The organism is Kosakonia beeri, from assembly GCF_054165705.1.
In genome coordinates this window covers 2951890-2972138 of the sequence record NZ_CM135106.1, presented here as the reverse complement: position 1 = coordinate 2972138, position 20249 = coordinate 2951890, and the positions used below count along the sequence as shown (strand labels likewise).

The 20249-nt window shown below is 52.0% G+C and carries 20 protein-coding genes; 7 read left to right on the top strand and 13 right to left on the bottom strand.

Going from position 1 to position 20249, the window contains the following annotated elements; translation table 11 throughout:
- Positions 1–5 precede the first annotated feature (5 nt).
- The gene (gene pepT, locus ACUY4S_RS14140) at positions 6–1238 is read left to right on the top strand and encodes a peptidase T (RefSeq protein ID WP_312685728.1); all 1233 of its coding nucleotides are present in this window, start codon (positions 6–8) and stop codon (positions 1236–1238) included.
- A gap of 95 nt (positions 1239–1333) precedes the next feature.
- Here the strand turns inward: pepT and ACUY4S_RS14135 are convergent, their stop codons facing one another.
- The 8 genes from ACUY4S_RS14135 to rluE all read right to left on the bottom strand — a co-directional run bounded on the left by ACUY4S_RS14135 (position 1334) and on the right by rluE (position 9298).
- Positions 1334–2455 carry a ribosomal protein uL16 3-hydroxylase gene (locus ACUY4S_RS14135; RefSeq protein ID WP_312685730.1) on the bottom strand — a complete coding sequence of 374 codons (1122 nt, stop codon included), beginning with the start codon at positions 2453–2455 and terminating at the stop codon, positions 1334–1336.
- Positions 2456–2596: 141 nt separating this feature from the next.
- Positions 2597–4060: a two-component system sensor histidine kinase PhoQ gene (phoQ, locus tag ACUY4S_RS14130; RefSeq protein ID WP_458022301.1), complete on the bottom strand. Its 1464-nt coding sequence runs from the start codon at positions 4058–4060 to the stop codon at positions 2597–2599.
- Positions 4057–4731 carry a two-component system response regulator PhoP gene (gene phoP / locus ACUY4S_RS14125; RefSeq protein WP_312685734.1) on the bottom strand — a complete coding sequence of 225 codons (675 nt, stop codon included), beginning with the start codon at positions 4729–4731 and terminating at the stop codon, positions 4057–4059. Before phoP ends, phoQ begins: the two co-directional genes overlap by 4 nt.
- Before the next feature lie 130 nt (positions 4732–4861).
- Positions 4862–6232: an adenylosuccinate lyase gene (gene purB / locus ACUY4S_RS14120; protein WP_458022300.1), complete on the bottom strand. Its 1371-nt coding sequence runs from the start codon at positions 6230–6232 to the stop codon at positions 4862–4864.
- Positions 6233–6251: 19 nt separating this feature from the next.
- Entirely contained in the window at positions 6252–6881 is a 630-nt protein-coding gene (gene hflD / locus ACUY4S_RS14115) for a high frequency lysogenization protein HflD (protein WP_312685738.1), read from the bottom strand.
- 71 nt (positions 6882–6952) lie between these two features.
- Positions 6953–8059 (bottom strand): tRNA 2-thiouridine(34) synthase MnmA, encoded by a 1107-nt coding sequence (mnmA, locus tag ACUY4S_RS14110; RefSeq protein WP_458024224.1) that lies wholly within the window; start codon positions 8057–8059, stop codon positions 6953–6955.
- Positions 8060–8179: 120 nt separating this feature from the next.
- Positions 8180–8632, bottom strand: coding sequence for an NUDIX hydrolase (locus ACUY4S_RS14105; RefSeq protein WP_458022299.1), 453 nt, complete (start codon positions 8630–8632; stop codon positions 8180–8182).
- An 18-nt stretch (positions 8633–8650) separates the two neighbouring features.
- Positions 8651–9298 (bottom strand): 23S rRNA pseudouridine(2457) synthase RluE, encoded by a 648-nt coding sequence (gene rluE / locus ACUY4S_RS14100; protein WP_312685741.1) that lies wholly within the window; start codon positions 9296–9298, stop codon positions 8651–8653.
- Positions 9299–9485: 187 nt separating this feature from the next.
- Between rluE and icd the strand changes: the two genes are divergently transcribed.
- The 4 genes from icd to ACUY4S_RS14080 all read left to right on the top strand — a co-directional run bounded on the left by icd (position 9486) and on the right by ACUY4S_RS14080 (position 13293).
- A complete protein-coding gene (gene icd / locus ACUY4S_RS14095; RefSeq protein ID WP_458022298.1) occupies positions 9486–10736 on the top strand; it encodes an NADP-dependent isocitrate dehydrogenase in 1251 nt (416 codons plus the stop codon).
- A gap of 326 nt (positions 10737–11062) precedes the next feature.
- Positions 11063–11485, top strand: a complete 423-nt coding sequence (locus ACUY4S_RS14090; RefSeq protein WP_458022297.1) for a hypothetical protein — start codon at positions 11063–11065, stop codon at positions 11483–11485.
- A 982-nt stretch (positions 11486–12467) separates the two neighbouring features.
- A complete protein-coding gene (locus tag ACUY4S_RS14085; protein WP_312685747.1) occupies positions 12468–12914 on the top strand; it encodes a hypothetical protein in 447 nt (148 codons plus the stop codon).
- Positions 12915–12933: 19 nt separating this feature from the next.
- Complete coding sequence (locus ACUY4S_RS14080; protein ID WP_458024223.1) at positions 12934–13293, top strand: hypothetical protein; 360 nt, start codon at positions 12934–12936, stop codon at positions 13291–13293.
- 186 nt (positions 13294–13479) lie between these two features.
- Here the strand turns inward: ACUY4S_RS14080 and ACUY4S_RS14075 are convergent, their stop codons facing one another.
- Positions 13480–13881, bottom strand: a complete 402-nt coding sequence (locus tag ACUY4S_RS14075) for a DUF6515 family protein (protein ID WP_458022295.1) — start codon at positions 13879–13881, stop codon at positions 13480–13482.
- Positions 13882–14357: 476 nt separating this feature from the next.
- On the bottom strand, positions 14358–14597 hold the full coding sequence (locus ACUY4S_RS14070) for a DinI family protein (RefSeq protein ID WP_312685753.1): 240 nt from the start codon (positions 14595–14597) through the stop codon (positions 14358–14360).
- Between the two features lie 208 nt (positions 14598–14805).
- On the opposite strand from ACUY4S_RS14070, the gene leuE reads away from it, so the two are divergent.
- A complete protein-coding gene (gene leuE, locus ACUY4S_RS14065) occupies positions 14806–15444 on the top strand; it encodes a leucine efflux protein LeuE (protein WP_458022294.1) in 639 nt (212 codons plus the stop codon).
- Between the two features lie 45 nt (positions 15445–15489).
- Here leuE and ACUY4S_RS14060 read toward each other — a convergent pair whose 3' ends face one another.
- Positions 15490–15804 carry a PTS sugar transporter subunit IIB gene (locus ACUY4S_RS14060; RefSeq protein ID WP_312685757.1) on the bottom strand — a complete coding sequence of 105 codons (315 nt, stop codon included), beginning with the start codon at positions 15802–15804 and terminating at the stop codon, positions 15490–15492.
- A gap of 89 nt (positions 15805–15893) precedes the next feature.
- Positions 15894–17438 (bottom strand): methyl-accepting chemotaxis protein, encoded by a 1545-nt coding sequence (locus ACUY4S_RS14055; protein ID WP_312685758.1) that lies wholly within the window; start codon positions 17436–17438, stop codon positions 15894–15896.
- A gap of 469 nt (positions 17439–17907) precedes the next feature.
- On the opposite strand from ACUY4S_RS14055, the gene ACUY4S_RS14050 reads away from it, so the two are divergent.
- Positions 17908–18162, top strand: a complete 255-nt coding sequence (locus ACUY4S_RS14050) for a hypothetical protein (protein WP_458022293.1) — start codon at positions 17908–17910, stop codon at positions 18160–18162.
- A 383-nt stretch (positions 18163–18545) separates the two neighbouring features.
- On the opposite strand, the gene ACUY4S_RS14045 is transcribed toward ACUY4S_RS14050, so the two are convergent.
- Positions 18546–20135: a methyl-accepting chemotaxis protein gene (locus ACUY4S_RS14045; RefSeq protein WP_458022292.1), complete on the bottom strand. Its 1590-nt coding sequence runs from the start codon at positions 20133–20135 to the stop codon at positions 18546–18548.
- Positions 20136–20249: the final 114 nt, after the last annotated feature.

Sequence of the window (20249 nt, the reverse complement as noted above, 5' to 3'; positions counted from 1 at the left end):
GCTTTATGGACAAATTATTAGAGCGTTTTTTGCAGTACGTTTCTCTGGATACTCAATCAAAGCCCGGCGTCCGTCAGGTGCCAAGCACGGAAGGACAGTGGAAACTCCTGCGTCTGCTGCAAAACCAGCTTACGGAGATGGGGCTGGAAAAGGTCACGCTGAGCGATAAAGGCACGGTCATGGCGGTGCTGCCGTCGAACGTGTCAAAACCGGTGCCTGCCATTGGGTTTATCTCCCATGTTGATACCTCGCCAGATTGCAGCGGTAAGAATGTCAATCCTCAAATTCTGGAGAATTACCGCGGCGGCGATATTGCGCTGGGCGTTGGCGATGAAATCCTCTCGCCGGTGATGTTTCCGGTTTTGCATCAGTTGCTTGGTCAGACACTCATCACTACCGACGGCAAAACGCTGCTTGGCGCAGACGATAAAGCTGGCGTGGCCGAAATCATGACCGCGCTGGCGGTGCTGAAGAAAAAGAATATTCCCCACGGCGATATTTGTGTCGCGTTTACACCGGATGAAGAGGTGGGTAAAGGCGCGAAACATTTTGACGTGGAACGCTTTGGTGCACAGTGGGCTTACACCGTTGATGGCGGCGGAGTGGGTGAACTGGAGTTTGAAAACTTTAATGCCGCCTCGGTCAACATCAAGATCGTGGGTAATAATGTGCACCCCGGCACGGCAAAGGGGGTGATGGTCAATGCCCTGACGCTGGCCAGCCGTATTCATGCGCTGGTGCCGGAAGAAGAGAGCCCGGAACATACCGAGGGCTACGAAGGTTTTTATCATCTCACCAGCATTAAAGGCACGGTTGAACGTGCCGACATGCATTACATCATCCGCGATTTTGACCGCAAAGCGTTTGAAGCACGCAAGCGCAAGATGATGGAAATTGCCAAAAAAGTGGGGAAAGGACTGCACCCTGACTGTTATATCGAACTGGTGATTGAAGACAGTTATTACAATATGCGCGAGAAAGTGATCGCCCATCCGCACATTGTCGATATTGCCCGACAGGCGATGCACGATTGCGAGATTGAACCGGACATGAAACCAATCCGGGGCGGCACCGACGGGGCGCAACTCTCCTTTATGGGACTGCCCTGCCCGAACCTGTTTACCGGTGGGTATAACTATCACGGCAAACATGAATTCGTGACGCTGGAAGGAATGGAAAAAGCCGTACAGGTGATTGTGCGTATCGCCGAGCTGACCGCGCAGCAAGCGTCGTTGTAATGCCTGGTGGCGCTTCGCGCAGTTGAACTGAGCGGCGATTTAGCCTGTGCCGGATAGGGTAAACCGCTATCCGGCACAGTCTGGGTTATCAGGTATTAATCTTCGAAGAACCAATAGCCGCTATTGACCAGTGCGGCGAGCATGGCCAGGAACGACGGATCGTCCAGGGCATCGCCAAACATCTCCCCGGTCAGCACAATATGGCTTGCCAGTGCTGTCAGCGCCGGTCGGTGCGGCGAATTGATTCGCTCACCATTGGCGAAAACATCTTCCCCGATGCGCAACACGCGCAGCCCGCCCAGACGCACCAGTTTGTCGCCCTGTTGCAGCGCGTCATAGATCTCATCTGGCTGATAAGGCGGCTCCGGCGGCGCGATATCCAGTTCATGGCGCGTCTGCGAAATAAATTCACCCAGCCACTCGCTAAACTGCGCGGGTTGGTTGATCAAATCGAGCATCATCTCGCGTAATTTATCCTGCTCTTCCGGCAGAATATCTGCCGGGTGTTCACGCGGTGGGACGTCCGGATCGGTGTAACGATGGCTACCCAGTTCACGTTGCAGAATATAATCGGCAAAGCCGCTAATCAGCTCGCGACCGCTTGGTGCACGGAAACCGACGGAATAGTTCAGCGAGTTTTCCAGCGAATATCCCTCATGCGGGAACCCTGGCGGAATATAGAGAATATCGCCCGGCTCCAGTTCTTCGTCGATAATGGCCTCGAACGGATCCACTTGCAGTAAATCCGGGTGCGGACAATGTTGCTTCATCGGCGTTTTTTCGCCTACGCGCCAGCGGCGACGTCCGGTGCCCTGAATAATAAACACATCGTACTGATCAAGGTGTGGCCCAACGCCACCGCCCGGCACCGAGAAAGAGATCATCAAATCATCGGTACGCCAGTCGGGCAGGGCGCGGAATGGCCGCATCAGCGCGGCGGCTGGCTGATGCCAGTGGTTAACGGCCTGCACCAGCAACGACCAGTTGCTTTCACCCAGATGATCAAAGCTCTCAAAAGGGCCGTGACCCACCTGCCATTTACCGTCAAGGTGGCTGACCAGGCGGCTATCGACTTCATTTTCCATTGCCAGACCAGCCAGCTCATCCGGGCTGATAGGATCGACAAAATTTTTAATTCCGCGTTTCAGCACGACCGGGCGTTTTTGCCAGTAGCGTTGAATAAAGTCTGGCCAGTTTATGTCTACGTGATATTCCATATGCGTTTCCGGCAATTAATCAGGGCTGAGTAATGGATCATAGTAATGCTGCCAGGGCATTTTGTCCTGCGTAACGGCGCGAACAGGCAAGAAAAAGGGGCCACGATGGCCCCAGAGTGTCTGTCTCTGTGTGTTATTGACTCAGTCCACGGCAACCACGCTCTGCTGGCGGCCAAACACCACTTCCATTTTTGCACCGCCGAGCAGGCTTTCTTGCGTCAGGATCTGGCCTTCATACTGATCGACAATGTCGCGCGCCACCGAAAGCCCAACGCCCTGTCCTGGCCGTAACGTGTCGGCGCGTTGCCCGCGATCGAACACCATTTCGCGCTTGGCAGCAGGAATGCCAGGGCCATCATCCTCAACAATAATATGTAGCGTATCGTCTGTTTGTTGGGCTGAAATTTCAACAAATTCAAGGCAATATTTACAGGCGTTATCCAGCAGATTGCCCATAACTTCCATAAAATCATTTTTTTCGCCAACGAAACTGATCTCCGGTGAGATATCCAGGGTGATGTTCACCCCTTTACGCTGGTACACCTTGTTCAGCGCGGAGGTCAGGCTGTCGAGCAGGGGGGCAACCGGGTGCAATTCCCGGCTGAGCAGGCCACTGCTGCCGCGCATGGTGGCTCGATGCAGGTAATAGCCAATCTGCTGAGAAATACGGCTGATTTGTTCCAGCATTATAGGTTCGGCCTCGCCCACGCTCAGCTTCTCACCGCGCAGCGAGCGAAGCGTACTTTGCAAAACCGCCAGCGGCGTTTTCAGACTGTGCGTCAGATCCGTGAGCGTAGTGCGGTATTTATCGTAGCGTTCACGTTCGCTTTTTAGCAGACGGTTGAGGTTACTCACCAGGCTGGTCAGCTCGCGGGTCGTTTCCGGGTTTAACAGCTCGCGGTGGTGCTCTTCCAGTTCACGAACTTCCCGCGCCAGTGCTTCGATGGGGCGCAGGCTCCACCATGCGGCCAGCCATAACAGCGGCACCACCAGTAGCAGGTTGGCGGCCAGCACGTAGACAAACCAGCTCCACACCATGTAAGAACGTTTCAATTCAATAGGAATAGTATCGACCACTACAATGGTGAGCTGTGGCATCCGCGCGGTTGCGGGGTAAATATTGACCGCGACCGAGTGGGTCATTTCTGAACTGCTGTCGTCTTCGCGGATCTCTTTTAACTGCCGGGCGACGGAATGATCATCGTCGACCAGCGTACTGCTGGCACCCACATCGGCTTCGATTTCATGAAACCCATTGGTTTTCAGCCAGTCGGGTTCTATGCGTTGCTGTAGCCACGGTACATCGCGTTGTGACCAGATCAGCTTGCCTTGCTGATCGTAAATAAGCGCCACGGTTGGGCTTTGCAGATTGAGATTTTCCGGCAGATCAACATTCAGCGCGTTGTTTTCCCACTTCGCCAGCGTGTAGAACAGGTTGCTTTCGCCGCGCAGCAAACGGAAAGTAGTTTTGTCAAAGCTGACGCTATAACCCACCAGCGCGACCATGCCATAGGCGAGGGAGAGCACCATCACCACGGCTGCGGTGGCGAGTAAAAAACGTACCCGCAGCGAGAGCGGAAAAAAATGTCGTAACACGCGTCTCATTTAGGCAGTTCAAATAAATAGCCCTGGCCACGCACTGTGGTGATCACATCGCCCGGATATTGTGCCTGAATTTTTTTACGTAAACGCCCCATCAGTACATCAATGGTATGGCTTTCGCGCAGTTCCGCATCAGGATAAAGCTGTAGCATCAGTGAATCTTTACTGACCACTTTACCGCTGTTGCGGATCAGCGTTTCCATAATGGTGTATTCGAAGGCGGTCAGTTTGATCACATCGTCATTCACGGAGAGTTCGCGACGGGAGAGATCAACCTGAAACGGCGGCATAGAGATCAGCTGTGAAGCAAGGCCACTATTGCGGCGCATCAATGCCTGAATACGGGCCATCACTTCTTCAATATGGAACGGCTTGGTGACGTAATCGTCGGCCCCGGCGCTCAGCACTTCAACTTTGTCCTGCCAGCCTTCACGGGCGGTCAGCACCAGCACCGGCAGCGTGACGTCATGACTGCGCCAGCGGCGGATCAACGACAACCCATCTTCATCTGGCAGGCCGAGATCAACGATGGCAACATCCGGGATGTGTTCGTTAAGAAAGTAATCGGCTTCCTTTGCATCTTCCGCCGCATCTACCTGATGTCCCAGCTCCTGCAACTGAACTTTTAAATGGTGACGCAGCAGAGCATTGTCCTCCACAACCAGTATGCGCATGGTCAGAACTCTCCATAATAATTTGATACATCTAGTCTAACGCTGATTGTGGTGTAGAAGGGATAAACATTTATTAAACCGCAGAGGAGAGAAACCCTCTTTCATGGCGAAAGAGGGTGTGATGAGGCAATTACTTCAGTTCGTCAACCAGAGTGATGGCACGACCAATATAATTGGCTGGCGTCATGGCTTTCAGGCGGGTTTTCTCTTCTTCCGGCAGCGCCAGACCATCGATAAACTGTTTCATGCCTTCGGCATCGACACGTTTGCCGCGCGTCAGCTCTTTCAGTTTTTCATACGGCTTTTCAATCCCGTAACGACGCATAACCGTCTGGATAGGTTCGGCCAGCACTTCCCAGTTGTGATCCAGCTCGTCGAGCAGACGATCGCGGTTCACTTCGAGTTTGCTCACGCCTTTCAGGGTTGACTGGTAAGCAATCAACGCATAACCGACACCGACGCCGAGGTTACGCAGCACCGTAGAATCGGTAAGATCGCGCTGCCAGCGGGAGACCGGCAGTTTACTGGCCAGATGCTGCAACACCGCGTTGGACAGGCCGAGATTGCCTTCGGAGTTCTCAAAATCAATCGGGTTGACCTTGTGCGGCATGGTAGAGGAGCCAATTTCTCCTGCGATGGTTTTCTGCTTAAAGTGGTTCAGCGCAATATAGCCCCAGACATCACGATCGAAATCGATCAGGATGGTATTGAAGCGCGCCATGCAGTCAAACAGCTCCGCAATATAATCGTGCGGCTCTATCTGCGTGGTGTACGGATTCCATTGAATGCCCAGAGAGGTGACGAACTCTTCGCTGAACTGATGCCAGTCGACTTCCGGATAGGCGGCGATGTGAGCGTTATAGTTACCCACCGCACCGTTGATTTTGCCCAGGATTTCGACCTGATTTAACTGACGGAACTGGCGATCCATGCGGTAGGCGACGTTGGCCATCTCTTTACCGATGGTGGTCGGCGTTGCCGGCTGACCGTGGGTGCGGGAGAGCAGGGGAATATCGCGATATTGCACCGCCAGCTCTTTAACTCCGTCGATAAGCTTGCGCCAGTAAGGCAGGATCACCTCGTCGCGGGCGGTTTTCAGCATCAGCGCGTGCGACAGGTTATTGATATCTTCTGACGTGCAGGCGAAGTGGATAAATTCAGAAACGGCATGCAGTTCCGGAATGTCCGCCACTTTCTCTTTCAGAAAGTATTCAACCGCTTTTACATCGTGGTTGGTGGTGCGCTCGATGGTTTTAATACGTGCTGCGTCTTCTTCACTGAAGTCTTCGACTATTTTATCGAGGAAACCGTTTGCGTGGACAGCAAAAGCAGGAACTTCCTTGATCGCCGCGTGTGCCGCCAGTTTTTGCAGCCAGCGCACTTCTACCTGAACGCGAAATTTCAGCAAACCGTATTCGCTGAAGATCCCGCGCAGCGCGCTGACTTTATCGCCGTAGCGTCCATCGACAGGGGAAACGGCGGTCAGTGAGGATAATTCCATAAGTCACAACTCCGGGAGGTTAACAATGAGCAAGAATTTGTTTGGCCTGGGTCGTCAGGCGATTTCGGGACAACATTAATTGCAGGCGACCGCCGCCGACCTGGTGCCACAGCACCGCGGCGCGGATCCCGGCTAGCAGGGTAGCGCGGACTTTCGCCTGCACTTGCGGGCTTTGCAATACCGCAGGCGAACCCGTTACCTGGATACGCGGCCCGAGCGGGCTAATCACATCAACATAAATGGCGGCCATCGCGCTCAGCAGTGTGTCTGACTGTAGATCAAAATGCTCCAGCTGGCGCTGTAAACCGGCAATACGGTTGCCAAGCGTATCCATGGCTCCTTTGTTGCCGGCAAGTTTACGCTCCAGCACCATCATACTTAGCGTGTAGCGGGTCAGCTCGGCATTAAGCCCCTGGCGGCTGCTGGCATTGAGTACACCGAGCAGGGTTTCCAGCCCGGTGCGCAGGTTGGTTTCGCTGCCGCCGAAGACGCTGAGCGTTGAGTCAGGATTGAGATCGATAACACTGTTCAGTGAAACATGCAGCGCGTCGCTGTCACAATGCCCCTGGTGCGCCAGTTGTTGCACCAGACGTGCCGACTGGCAAATGCCTGCCAGCGCCAGGGTAATGTCGTAATAGTTCTTCGCCACTCTCGCTCCTTTTGCGCCCGCCTCTTAGCCACAGCGCGGGCTTTCGTCAGTCCGGTCTTGTGAGATCGTGTTTACAGAGGCAGCGGCAAACGCTGCTCAATAATGCCGCCGCCAAGGCACACTTCGCCGCTGTAGAACACAGCCGACTGGCCCGGTGTCACAGCAGCTACCGGATCGTCAAAACGCACTTCAATGCGTTCCGCGTCCAGTACGGTTACCGTGCAGGGAATATCTTCCTGACGATAACGGGTTTTCACCGTGCAGCGCAATGAGCCCTGCAGCGGCTCACGATCGACCCAGTGTAGTTGCTGGGCAATCAGCCCGACGGACATCAGGCGCGGGTGTTCATGGCCTTGTGCGACGATAAGGATGTTGTTTTCCACGTCTTTGTCGACGACATACCACGGCTCTTCGCTGCCTTCTTTTGTACCGCCAATGCCAAGGCCTTTGCGCTGCCCGAGCGTATGGTACATCAGCCCCTGGTGCTCGCCGATCTCTTCACCGTCAACAGTGAGGATTTTGCCCGGCTGGGCAGGGAGGTAGCGGCCAAGGAACTCACGGAATTTACGTTCGCCGATAAAACAGATGCCAGTAGAGTCTTTTTTCTTCGCGGTGGCCAGCCCCAGGTCTTCAGCAATCTTACGGACCTGCGGTTTTTCCAGCTCGCCAACCGGGAACAGGCTTTGCGCAATCTGTTCATGGCCCAGTGTATAAAGGAAATAGCTCTGATCTTTGTTGCCATCCAGACCGCGCAGAAGGCGGCTTTTGCCATCCACATCTGCACGGCGCACATAGTGACCGGTGGCGATGAAATCCGCACCCAGATCTTCGGCGGCAAACTCAAGGAACGCTTTAAATTTGATCTCTTTGTTGCACAGAATATCCGGGTTCGGCGTACGCCCGGCTTTGTACTCGGCCAGGAAGTGTTCGAACACGTTATCCCAGTATTCTGCGGCAAAATTGACGGTGTGAAGCTCAATGCCGAGCTTGTCGCAAACAGCTTGCGCGTCTGCCAAATCCGCGGCCGCTGTGCAGTATTCTTCGCCGTCATCCTCTTCCCAGTTCTTCATGAACAGGCCTTCCACCTTGTAGCCCTGTTGTTGCAACAGGTAAGCGGAAACGGAAGAGTCAACACCGCCGGACATACCGACGATCACTTTTTTTGGGCTATCTGACATAAGAATACTCACGACGTAGAACTTCAGGGCGGCGTATTCTAGCACGGGCTGGCGACGCAGGCATCCTTTGTTGCCCCTCTCAGGTTGCCGATGCGTTGCTTTTCGTCGCCATGCTCTGGCTTACGCTGTAAATGGCCAGTTAAACTCGCCCACCAGCGCCAGCGGATAACGCTCCCCGCGCTGCCAGCTACGGATGCTCTCTGCCACCAGTGGCGAGCGTAAATTCGATGCCTGCAAAATCTCTTCAGCGCTTACCCAAAGGCAGCGATCAATATCACTATCGTGCGGCTCAGTGGCGCACATTTCGTTAAGCTCAATGGCAAACAGGAAACGTAAAAACGGGGTTTTATCTGGCGCAATCCAGTGATGCATGCGAATAAACTGCTGCGGTGCGACGTCAATGCCAGTCTCTTCCCAGAGCTCACGCTTTGCAGCCTGTACCAGGGTTTCGTTGGCTTCGAGATGACCTGCAGGTTGGTTCCACAGGGCTTTTCCGCGAATCGTTTCTTCGACCACCAGGAATTTACCCTGTGCATGTACCACACAGGCAACGGTTACGTGGGGTTTAAACATGGGTACCTCCGTTGCGTATTAAGCGTCTCGCCACTCGCCATTAGCGAGGTTATCCAGCGTGTAAGTTCCCATAGCGTAACGGATAAGTCGCAGGGTAGGGAAGCCAACATGCGCGGTCATGCGCCGCACCTGGCGGTTACGTCCTTCATATAAAGTGATTTGCAGCCAACCGGTGGGAATGGACTTGCGTTCACGAATGGGCGGATTACGCGGCCATAGCCACTCTGGCTCGCTGACCCGCTCGACACCTGCGGGCAGCGTGGGGCCATCATTCAGGGTGATGCCATTACGCAGGGCGTTAATGGCTTCGTCGGTTGGTTCGCCTTCAACCTGAACATAGTAAATCTTGCCGGTGCGTTTGCCCGGCTGGGTCAACTGTGCCTGCAAACCCCCATCATTGGTTAACACCAGCAACCCTTCGCTGTCGCGATCGAGGCGACCAGCCGCATACACCCCCTGAACAGGAATATAATCCTTCAGTGTGCTGCGCCCGGCTTCATCAGTGAACTGCGGCAAAACATCGTAGGGTTTATTGAACAAAATCACACGTTTTGGCTGGCTTTTACGTTCAGACTGAGTAGCTTGTTGTGAGCTGAATCGCTCAACCCGGTGATTTCTAAAAGAACTTTTCTTCATGGTATTTTCACTGGTTATCAATTGCCGCATTATAACCGAATCACGATTGCCTTTCATGGAACCCAACTATCGGTTAGTATTGATGGGATCATTACAATTCATTAACAAAAAACGGTTTGCTCTGTGTGATTCACGTAACAGGTGAGCGGACGCAGTCTGAGCGCCCCGGCATGAAGTCAGCGAGCAAAACAACCAGAAGCGCTCGAAGGAGAGGTGAATGGAAAGCAAAGTAGTTGTTCCGGCGGAAGGTAACAAGATCACCCTGCAAAATGGCAAACTCAACGTTCCGAATAACCCGATTATCCCGTTCATTGAAGGGGATGGGATTGGTGTTGATGTTACGCCGGCGATGCTGAAAGTGGTCGATGCCGCTGTGGAAAAAGCCTATAAGGGCGAGCGTAAGATTTCCTGGATGGAAATTTATACCGGTGAAAAATCTACCCACGTTTATGGCCAGGATGTCTGGCTGCCGCCTGAAACGCTTGATCTGATCCGTGATTACCGTGTTGCTATCAAAGGCCCTCTGACCACGCCGGTTGGCGGTGGCATCCGTTCTCTGAACGTTGCGCTGCGCCAGGAACTGGATCTCTATATTTGCCTGCGTCCGGTACGTTACTACCAGGGTACGCCAAGCCCGGTAAAACACCCGGAACTGACAGACATGGTCATCTTCCGTGAAAACTCCGAAGACATTTACGCTGGCATTGAGTGGAAAGCTGACTCTGCCGACGCGGAAAAAGTGATCAAATTCCTGCGCGAAGAGATGGGCGTGAAGAAAATTCGCTTCCCGGAACATTGCGGTATCGGCATTAAGCCGTGCTCCGAAGAGGGCACCAAGCGCCTGGTTCGTGCAGCGATTGAATACGCCATCACCAACGACCGTGATTCCGTTACGCTGGTGCACAAAGGTAACATCATGAAGTTCACCGAAGGCGCGTTCAAAGACTGGGGTTACCAGCTGGCACGCGAAGAGTTCGGCGGCGAACTGATCGACGGTGGCCCGTGGCAGAAAATCAAAAACCCGAAAACCGGCAAAGAAATCATCATTAAAGATGTGATCGCCGATGCGTTCCTGCAGCAGATCCTGCTGCGTCCGGCTGAATATGACGTTATCGCTTGTATGAACCTGAACGGTGACTACATTTCTGACGCCCTGGCGGCACAGGTTGGCGGTATTGGTATTGCCCCGGGTGCAAACATTGGCGACGAGTGCGCTCTGTTTGAAGCGACCCACGGTACTGCGCCGAAATATGCAGGCCAGGATAAAGTGAACCCGGGTTCCGTGATCCTCTCTGCAGAGATGATGTTGCGTCACATGGGCTGGGTTGAAGCGGCTGACCTGATCGTCAAAGGCATGAGTGGCGCGATCAACGCCAAAACCGTGACTTACGATTTCGAACGTCTGATGGAAGGCGCTAAGCTGCTGAAATGTTCAGAGTTTGGCGACGCGATTATCGCGAACATGTAATCCGCCTCACGGGTTAAACAAAAACGGGAACCGGATGGTTCCCGTTTTTACGTCTGCTCTTAAAATCGTTCTTAAAAGCATGATGAAAATGAACCCTTTTGAACCAATTAATACCTCGATCATCATAATAATCTCGATCATCCTACGGGAGTGGTGCCCGCAATTTCTGTGTATCTACTGCTAATATCCTTATGCCCACACAGTTTGTATAATATCCTTCGCTTCTCGGTTCCTGGCCACACCGCACCGGGCTTTTATTCTGGTTGTGTGGCTATAAAAATTAACATCAGTCGCGCCATGGTCGCCACTACAGGGAAATTTTCACAATGAAAAAAATAAGAGTACTGATGCTGATTGGATTAATGACCGCCAATATAGCGTTGGCAAAAACATGTGCCCCTTCGGATGCTGAAGCCGCTGATGTGGTGGTAGATTCATTAAATACCTGGAGTGCTGTTAACCAATATCGGGTAAAATTTGGCCACTGTGATGAGGGTGACATTGCGGAAGGTATTTCCGAATCTGTTGCGCGGCTTTTGGTCGACCACTGGGATACCTTGCCGGATTTAACAACCCAGATCAGTAAAAATCCTGCGCTAAAGAATTACGTTCTTCGACATATTGATTCAACACTTGATGCTAAAGATCTTGATAAAATCCGAAGTCAGGCATCGCAGTTATGCCCCGTAAAACAGGGCGCGCTTTGTCGCGAAATCAAGCGAGCAGCAGAAAAAGCAGCACAAGAATAACATTGCATCGGTTTGATCGAACGGAGGCTATGGATTGGCACCGTTCCGGATTAAGGACGAGCTGAATAATACTTCCAACAAGACGTCGATATTTATCCAGGGCTCGTTGTAAATTGGTCAGCCTGTTGAAGCTTGAACAATAGGTAAAAAGAACGACTGATCGCGTGGGGCATCTCATTTCTGAATCTAAGCCAGTTCATCAACATACTCTCTATTTCCATCGCGCTCAGCGTAGGGAGAAAACCCAAATAATAAATATACCGCTTTTTTTTGTTCTTTCATACAGTCCCCTTGCAGCTGAGATGCATTGCCCGTAAAGACAGAAAATTAATCGGCAATCATATGTCTTGAAAGATGTTGGTTTATTTATTGGGCTAACGAAAAAAAAAGCTGATTTAATATCTGATACAGGCAATACGATTGTCTGGATCCTGTCTGATTATCAACATGAAGCCCCGGAGCTTCATACTACTTTATTTCTTGTATGGCGTTACAAGCATTAAAAAGACGAAATCGTTATAAAAGTCCCTGAAGAGGCAAAGCAGTGTGCGACTTCTTTTGCTGAAATAAACGGTTTATGGCTTTATGTAAGTAAAATACGGGCTGCGGTAATCCGCGTAATGGGAATGTGCTTAACTAACGACAAAATTTGCTGTTTTGTTACATTGCAGCATATTGCCACGGTGTAATGGGTTAAGTGGCTGGCCTGAATCGTATTCTGGATAGTCGCTCTGTATAAAAACCAGCCATAATTAGCGAGTCTCACCGGGTGGTCTTTCGAGAAGACAGCGTTCAAAATTCGCTCTGTCTCCATGACAGTGAGGAATGCGTTTGGCTGGTACATGACTTGCCCATAAATTATAACGAAGCTTATCATCGCCTTTCATCATTCCCTCTCCTTGAAATTGATTTGCTATGCCGATCCCTCTCTGGCAATGTGGCACCGCCAGTAATGCACAGCCCCGGTTGTTCAGGAAAATCTATGGATAAATATGTTGAAAATTTGAACGGATTTATGGATGCGTTGGGCACCATGAACCGTGATATCAACCGTGGATCTCACTATTTTATGGTCAAGCTTGAGGAAGGAGATACCCTGCGCGCTGCCGTGGCGGAGTATCATCGTCAGCAATCCGAGAAACATCCACCCGAGTACTGGCATCCCGTCTTTAGTGAAACAACCTGGCAGCATTCAGAACGTGTTGCCGCAGCCTGGTTTTTTGAACATTCCGCCATGACGACGTTGCCGGAAAATATCAAAAGTAATCTGCTGGCTGACTTTCACGACAAAATAAATGAAATGATGGGAAAGTTCAGGGTATTTGAACTCATTACCACCCCTCCGGTCTGGTATGCATCGAACTGGGATGAATTCGTTTTTGATTCCCAGTATGGTCGCTTTCTTCTCCATTTTAGTTGTTACGACTGAACGCACGGAGCGTGATGCCATGTCAGGACTATATCGTTTGAAATCAGGATATTTTGGGGTTCTTACCGCGCTGTTATTGTTCAGCTTCTCTTTTCACGCATGCGCAGCTGGCAAAAAATCTGCCGAAAAGTGCAACGCTCAGGCGATTACCGAGGCGAAGAAATTGCTGGCTTTTTATCGCGACAACGATGACAGAATGGAGATTGATAGCGAGGTGACGCCTCTGATGAAAATGAAAAATCCGCAAAATCAGGCGCAATATTTCGATGTTTTACAAGTGTGGGGCTATCTCTACAAAGGAAAATATCGCATGCGGTTAATTTTCCTGGCTGACTGCACCCTGATGGGCGAAGAAATCCTTGAATACGCGAATCCCTAAAAAAGCGCGCTGAATGAGTGTGTGGGAGGGATAAGTCACAGAAAGACCTGATGCGCTATTTCGTCCCATTTATATGGGAGCTTGTCTTCTCTTCGCCTGCGTAACTACCGCGACGAGGGTACACGTTCAGCGTTTACGGCAATTATTACAGGCAAGGGTGCCGGTAATGACACCCTTAGCCTTTCTTCAGAGCCCGTCGGGGCGCGGGACTTCAAAATAATTGCCGTCAATGTCGCGCGCATAGTAATGGCCATCGCGCACGTAATACCGCTTCCCGTTAAAGTCCAGCACCTGTGCGCCGGAAGGTGAAGGTGACGCAGAGGGTTTTTCCACCACCACATACTGGGTACCTTGTCTCTGATAATAAATCCCGTTCACCAGATAGTAGGTTAATCCCCCAAGTAGCACTGTGGTTGCGATATCCGGAAGAATGCTAAACCTGTCACCTGGGCGTGGGATATCGTCGCGGTGACCGCCATTGGGATAACCCGGCCCGCCATGCGGGTGGAAACCAGGCTGAGCAAGCACGGTGCTGGCGCCTGCTGCGAATAAGGTGATGGCCATCGCCAGTTTGTTTATCAGTTTCATCTCATCATCCTTTCCCGCTGAGGCTGATTCCTCGCCGGGGGGCTTCGTTATAATGCGGCATAAATGTGCAGAAAAAGTGAAACACGCATGAAGGAGTGTAAGGCCAGTCGGGTATCGGCATAAAAGTTGTAACCCGCCGTTAAAAACATGGCGGCAGAGAACGTAGCGCGGCAGTTCCAGGCCCTGGTAACCCATACACCTGTCTCGTTTATAACGACCCTGTGATTATTTTCTCGCGCAGGGCCCGCCAGACGGGCGTTGTTTTTCGCGGGCTCGCCCGAAAAAAGCGTATTCCTGGCCTTCATTACAGCCAAACGCTGGCAGTATCTGCACGGTATCCGCATTTTCAACGCCCCCCGCCAGCTTACCGCACACTGGCGTGAAACCAGGCTGCGGTAATGGGAACCGTTGACGTTCTGGTCAGAATTTTACAGAGGGCGCGATGTTATCGGCACAGATGCGAAGGGCAGAGAGGTTCACTCCTGAACAAGCCACATGTCCGCTTCCTCGAACATCTCTTCAAGCATACGGTTTAATTTCTCACGGTCACTTTTGCTGGCATCGCTGTTTAAACCGTTAGCCTGCATCGGTTTTACACGCACGTCGGCCTCCGGAAAGAGACGCTGCACGCGCCTGGTCAGCTCGTTGAGGATTATCTCTCTGGCGCCCGGTAAACCTTCAACATTACGCTTGTCATAGATAAGCTCAACAAACATAAGGCATTCCTTTTTGCTGGTTAATTTTCCCTGTGTTTATACTGTATGCATAGTCAGTATTCAAGCCTGAAGGGAAGAAATCCCCCCTGGTCTGTAGAAACCGCCCTGGCAGGTTGGGGGGGTAAGGGACGAGTGGCTTTATATTCAGCAGCATATGGCGTATGTTAGCGCCCGGTTCGTTGTATTGGTTGTACCTTCAGGAGGATGTGTGTTTGCCGAGTATGGAGTTATCAGTTACTGGTCTTATCTTATTGGCGCGATTTTCATCATTTTAGTGCCGGGGCCGAACACTTTTTTTGTCTTGAAGAGCAGTATCGCCGGCGGGCTAAAAAACGGCTATGTGGCGGCCAGCGCCGTCTTTATTGGCGATGCGGTGCTGATGTTTCTGGCCTACGCGGGTGTTGCGACGCTGATTAAAACCACGCCTCTGCTGTTTAATATCGTTCGCTATCTTGGCGCGTTTTATTTGCTTTACCTGGGTTGCAAAATGCTCTACAGCACCTTTGTACATAAGACCCGGCAGCAGAATGAACAGGAGATCCACAAAGGCGATGTTTTTCGCCGCGCGCTGGTTTTAAGTCTCACTAACCCGAAAGCGATTCTGTTTTATGTGTCGTTTTTTGTGCAGTTTATCGACATTAACTATGCCAGTCCGGGTACGGCTTTCTTTATTCTTGCCAGCACCCTTGAAGTCATCAGCGTTTGCTATTTCAGCTTTCTGGTGATTTCTGGCTCATATGTGACGCAGTGGGTGAAAACTCGCAAGAAGATCACCCGTATTGGTAATTCTCTGATTGGTCTGATTTTTGTCGGGTTCGCGGCCCGCCTGGCCACATTGCAATCCTGACCGCGTAAAAAAGGTTCCGCAAGCTGGCCGGAACCTTTTGGCTTATTACTCCGCTAACGCCGGCATGCGTTCCATGACAAACGCCAGAACCTTCTCGCCATCCATCGCGGCGAAAGGGTAACTCTCAATAACCGCAATCGGCGCGGAATCATCAATCGCTTCTTTCAGTTCGTCCAGCTTGTACTGAATATGTGGTGCGACCAGATAACAGTCAAAAGCCGGAGCGACACTGGCAAAATTAGAAACGCCAATAGCGCTAATCAACATCTGATGACCCTGCGCTCTGGCGGCTTTTTGCATCTTTCTGGCCAGCGCGTTGGCGGTATTGCCGAACAGACAACAGATCAATAACTTTTTCACAGGAATACCCCCTTAAATGTTGTGACTATATTTGCTCCGCCGGACGCCAGGAAAATGTGCTGCCGGTGGCAAAATTGCAACATCTCCATTTACTGAAAGACAGAGATGGCTTCTGCCAGACGTATCGCTTGCTGATTCATACGCCCGGAAGCCTCCGCCCCCTCCAGCACGCGCTCGGCGTTCTGGTGCGTAATTTTGTCCAGATCTTCCACTGCCAGGCTCACTTCGCTGAGCGCGGTGGCTTGTTCGGCGGTGGCGGCGCTAATCTGCGCAATTAGCGTCGTGACGTTCTGGACCTGGTCGACGATTTGCTGCATCGTTTTACCAGCGTCATCGGCGAGCAGGTTGCCGGAATTCACATGATTCACGCTGTTCTCAATTAGCGCTTTAATTTCGCTGGCTGCGCGGGCGCTGCGCTGGGCAAGGCTGCGCACTTCACCTGCGACGACGGCAAACCCTTTTCCCTGCTCGCCCGCACGGGCGGCCTCAACGGCAGCGTTCAGTGCCAGAATGTTGGTCTGAAAAGCAATGCTATCGATAATGCTGGTGATACTGGCGATTTGCTGAGAACTGTCGTCTATGGCCGCCATCATGGTGATCATCTGGCTCATTACTTCGCCGCCTTGCTGGGCGGCGTCACGCATGCCTTCAGAGAGGCGTGTCACTTCCGCGGCCGTTTCACGATTGCTTTTTACCGTCGCAGTCATTTCATTCATCGTCGCGGCGGTTTGCTGCACATTGGAAGCGGCCTGTTCCGTCTGCCGGCTGAGCGAGTCATTCCCGGCACGCAGGGACTCCGAGGCCTGCAGCACCGTTTGCGCCTGACCGCTGACATCATTCACCAGCCAGCGGAACATCAAACCAAGCTGATTAATCGCGCGCAGCGTCACGCCGACTTCATCCACGCGATGAGGCTGATCGACCTGGTGAGTTTCCCCGCTGGCGACCTGTAAAGCCTGGCGGCACAGGCGCTCCACCGGGCGGACAATCTGGTGTTCCAGCCACACGCCGCAGACCAGCAACAGTAATGCCATCACAGCGGAGAATAACGCCCAGTGTCCGGGCGTGACTGCACTGCGCCAGGCAGCGAGCATACTGAGCAGTAACGTCACAATCAGTGCGGAACGTAATCGCCAGCGTAAGGGCATGGTGACAAACAGTGACCGCCAGCGCATCAGGCCGGTGCGGATAATCAGGCCCTTATGGAAGCGCCTGCCTTTTGCCTGACCGTCACGGAACTGTTGGTATAACGCCTCGGTTTGCGCCACTTCTTCGGCCGTTGGGCGGGTTCGTACCGACATATACCCCTTGATGTTTCCGGCGCGGATCACCGGAATCGCGTTGGCACGTACCCAGTAATGATCGCCATTTTTGCGGCGATTCTTCACCAGTGCGCTCCAGGGCTCGCCCTGTTTTAACGTCGCCCACATATCGGCGAAGGCCTCTTTCGGCATATCCGGGTGGCGGACCAGATTGTGCGGCTGCCCTTTAACTTCATGCAGGGTAAAACCACTGACTTGAATAAACGCATCGTTGGCGTAATTGATATAACTGGCCGGATCCGTGGTGGACATCAAAGTGGCATCATTATCGAAAACGTACTCTTGCTGGGTGACGGGTTCGTTGTTACGCATAGTGAGTCTTCTCAAAAAAGTCAGGAGCGATAAGGGCGTTAAACGGGTTATATCTGTTGAGTCGCTAACCCTGCCTACATTATTTTTAGTACGTTATCTTTGCTGAGCTGATGAGAAATATATTATGGAAAAAACTGGAAATTTTACTTTAGTTGAACTTGCCTGAATTCAATTAGGGCGATCAGGCGCTTTCGCCATAGTGCGAAAAATAGTAGGCAAAGATAACTCTATATAATGTAGATGTTTTTATTATTGTCTGTGGTGAAAAATTAATTTTATGCCAGATTTTTGTGGAGAGCTCCACGGCGGTGACTCGAATGCCCGTTGTGGTGGGTGCGGGTAATATTTGTGGCGATGATCAAAAAGTCGCGGGTGGATTGTTTACTGGCTCACTAAAACCGTTGCTGAACATTTTCGTGGCCGCGATATTCAGCTAATCTGAAATCCCAACAGTGAAAGGAATTGTCTTATGAAAGGTACTGTCGTTCATCACGAACACCGCATAGGTTTCATTGTTATTCGCGACGAAAAGGGCAAGTTTGCTATTGCTGAGCTGCTCGGAAAGTACGATGTCGAAATGGGGGATGTCCTGTCCGGCAATTTGCAGTCCAGCGGTGGCGAAACGTTATTTAATCAAACGCAAGATGAATCGATGGAAGTTTTCATTAAGGGATACGGATTGTCTGAACAGGATGCAATTAGCATGCTCCTGCGTACTCATTAATTATCTGATGCCAAAGCGCTTGTTCTGAGCGCTTTGCTTTTTTACGCCGTGCCATAAGCGGGGAAGGTGTGCTGCATTAATAAAAATGGTGTAAACAAGGGATAAACCGTCTGCGACAGTCACAGTCATCGGGCTGTAAGCCAGCAAAGTGCAAAGAAGAAAATAAAAGATGGCAGTTTCGACACCAAAACTGCCAGCGAAGAATTTAAGGCTTGTTAAATCGTATATCCGTCACTTGCGTACTTTATAACCTGCCGTCGGAATTGAATCAAACGCAAATTTTTCTGCCCATGGATTGAGAAATTTGATGATCAGCGTATTAATTCGCCAGGTCGCAAGTTTGCCCTCTCCGGCAACAAACGCCGGAGCAGGGCACGGCGGTTTTACACCGCGTTGTGTTGTGTGCGCAGTTTAAAAATCTGCACTATCTCCAGTAAGTTCTCAGCCTGCTGCTGCATAGCGTGTGCAGCAGCAGACGACTCTTGCGACAGCGTGGCGTTCTGCTGTGTCGCTGCATCCATATGCGTTATCGCAACATGCACCTGATCGATACCGACGCTCTGCTCTTTGCTGGCCAGGGAAATGGTTTCGACAAGCTGGCTGACACGTTCCACGCTTTGCACGATTTCATCCATGGCATTACCGGCATTTTTTACCAGCGAGTTGCCTTCATCAATGCGGTTAACGGAACGCTGAATCAATGCACCGATCTCTTTCGCCGCTGTGGCGGACCGTTGCGCCAGCGCCCGCACTTCGGAGGCGACAACAGCAAAGCCGCGTCCTTCTGTACCGGCGCGCGCAGCTTCAACGGCGGCGTTCAGCGCGAGGATATTGGTCTGGAAGGCGATACTGTCAATGACGCCGATAATGCTGCTGATCTCAGTAGAAAGCTGGTTAATTTCGCTCATGGTATTCACCACGCGCTCCACTACTTCGCCGCCCTGATTGGCGACGCGGAAAGCTTCACGGGTAATATCGCTGGCGACACGCGAGTTTTCGGCATTATTTTTAACTACCGAGGTTAACTCTTCCATTGACGCGGCGGTTTGTTCCAGCGCGCTGGCTTGTGCCTCATTGCGCGCAGAGAGTTCACGGCTTCCGGTGGCGATCTCCTGCGATGCCCCGGCGATAGTTTCGGTACCGGAACGGACGCCGGTAACAATGCGTGTCAGGTTACTGTTCATCTCCTGCAACGCACGCATCAGCTCGGCGGTTTCATCGCGGCCATTAACCACAAACGAAGATTGCAAATCGCCGGAAGCCACATTGCGGGCGACTGAGACGGCCTGCGCCAGAGGATGGGTAATGCTGCGTACCAGCCACCAGGTGATAAGCAGCCCCACCAGCAGGGTTATCGCCATCACGATCAGCAGCATCAGGCGCGTCTGCGCAAAGTGTTCATGGTTGCGCGCATCAGTCTGCTGACGGATCAGCGTCGCTTGCTTCAGCGTGGTGGCGACCATTTCATCGATCATGCGCGTGGGTTCGCGATCAATCCCGGTGACCAGGTGATCAACGCGCTGTGCGCTGCTGGCATCCTGTACGCTGTACTGCTGCAATGCCGCCAGATATTGCTCTTCCAGCCGGGCATGCAAACTTATCGTTTTTATCGCTTCGCTATTATCGACGCCAATTTCGGGCAGCATCGCACTGAGGGTTTTTAATAATGTCTGGGTCTTCTGACTTTGTTCTACAAACGCGTTTTTGTATTTATCAAATGTCTGCTGGCCTTGTGTGCCACGTAGCAGGGTGTTCTTCCACTCCTGGACCTGAATTTTAAATTGCACCTGCGCGTTGCGGGCGGTGTCGATGCTGTCCGCAACCACCTTCTCCGTGGCCATAATCTGCTGGTTTTGTACTAATCCGCTGGCGTTGATAGACAAGCCACGTATGCCGATAAACAGCGTTGCCAGCAACAGCAAGGTTGCCAGGCAGCCGAGGCGTTGCCCGATAGTAAGGTGGTTGAGTTTCATCGTTTCATACTTCCCATAGTCTGTGGATGCGCGAAAGGCGCATGCCAGCAATATCGACCATCTTTAAGCGTGGCTTTAATGAGGAAATGGCGGCTAAAGGGGTAGAAAAGCGAT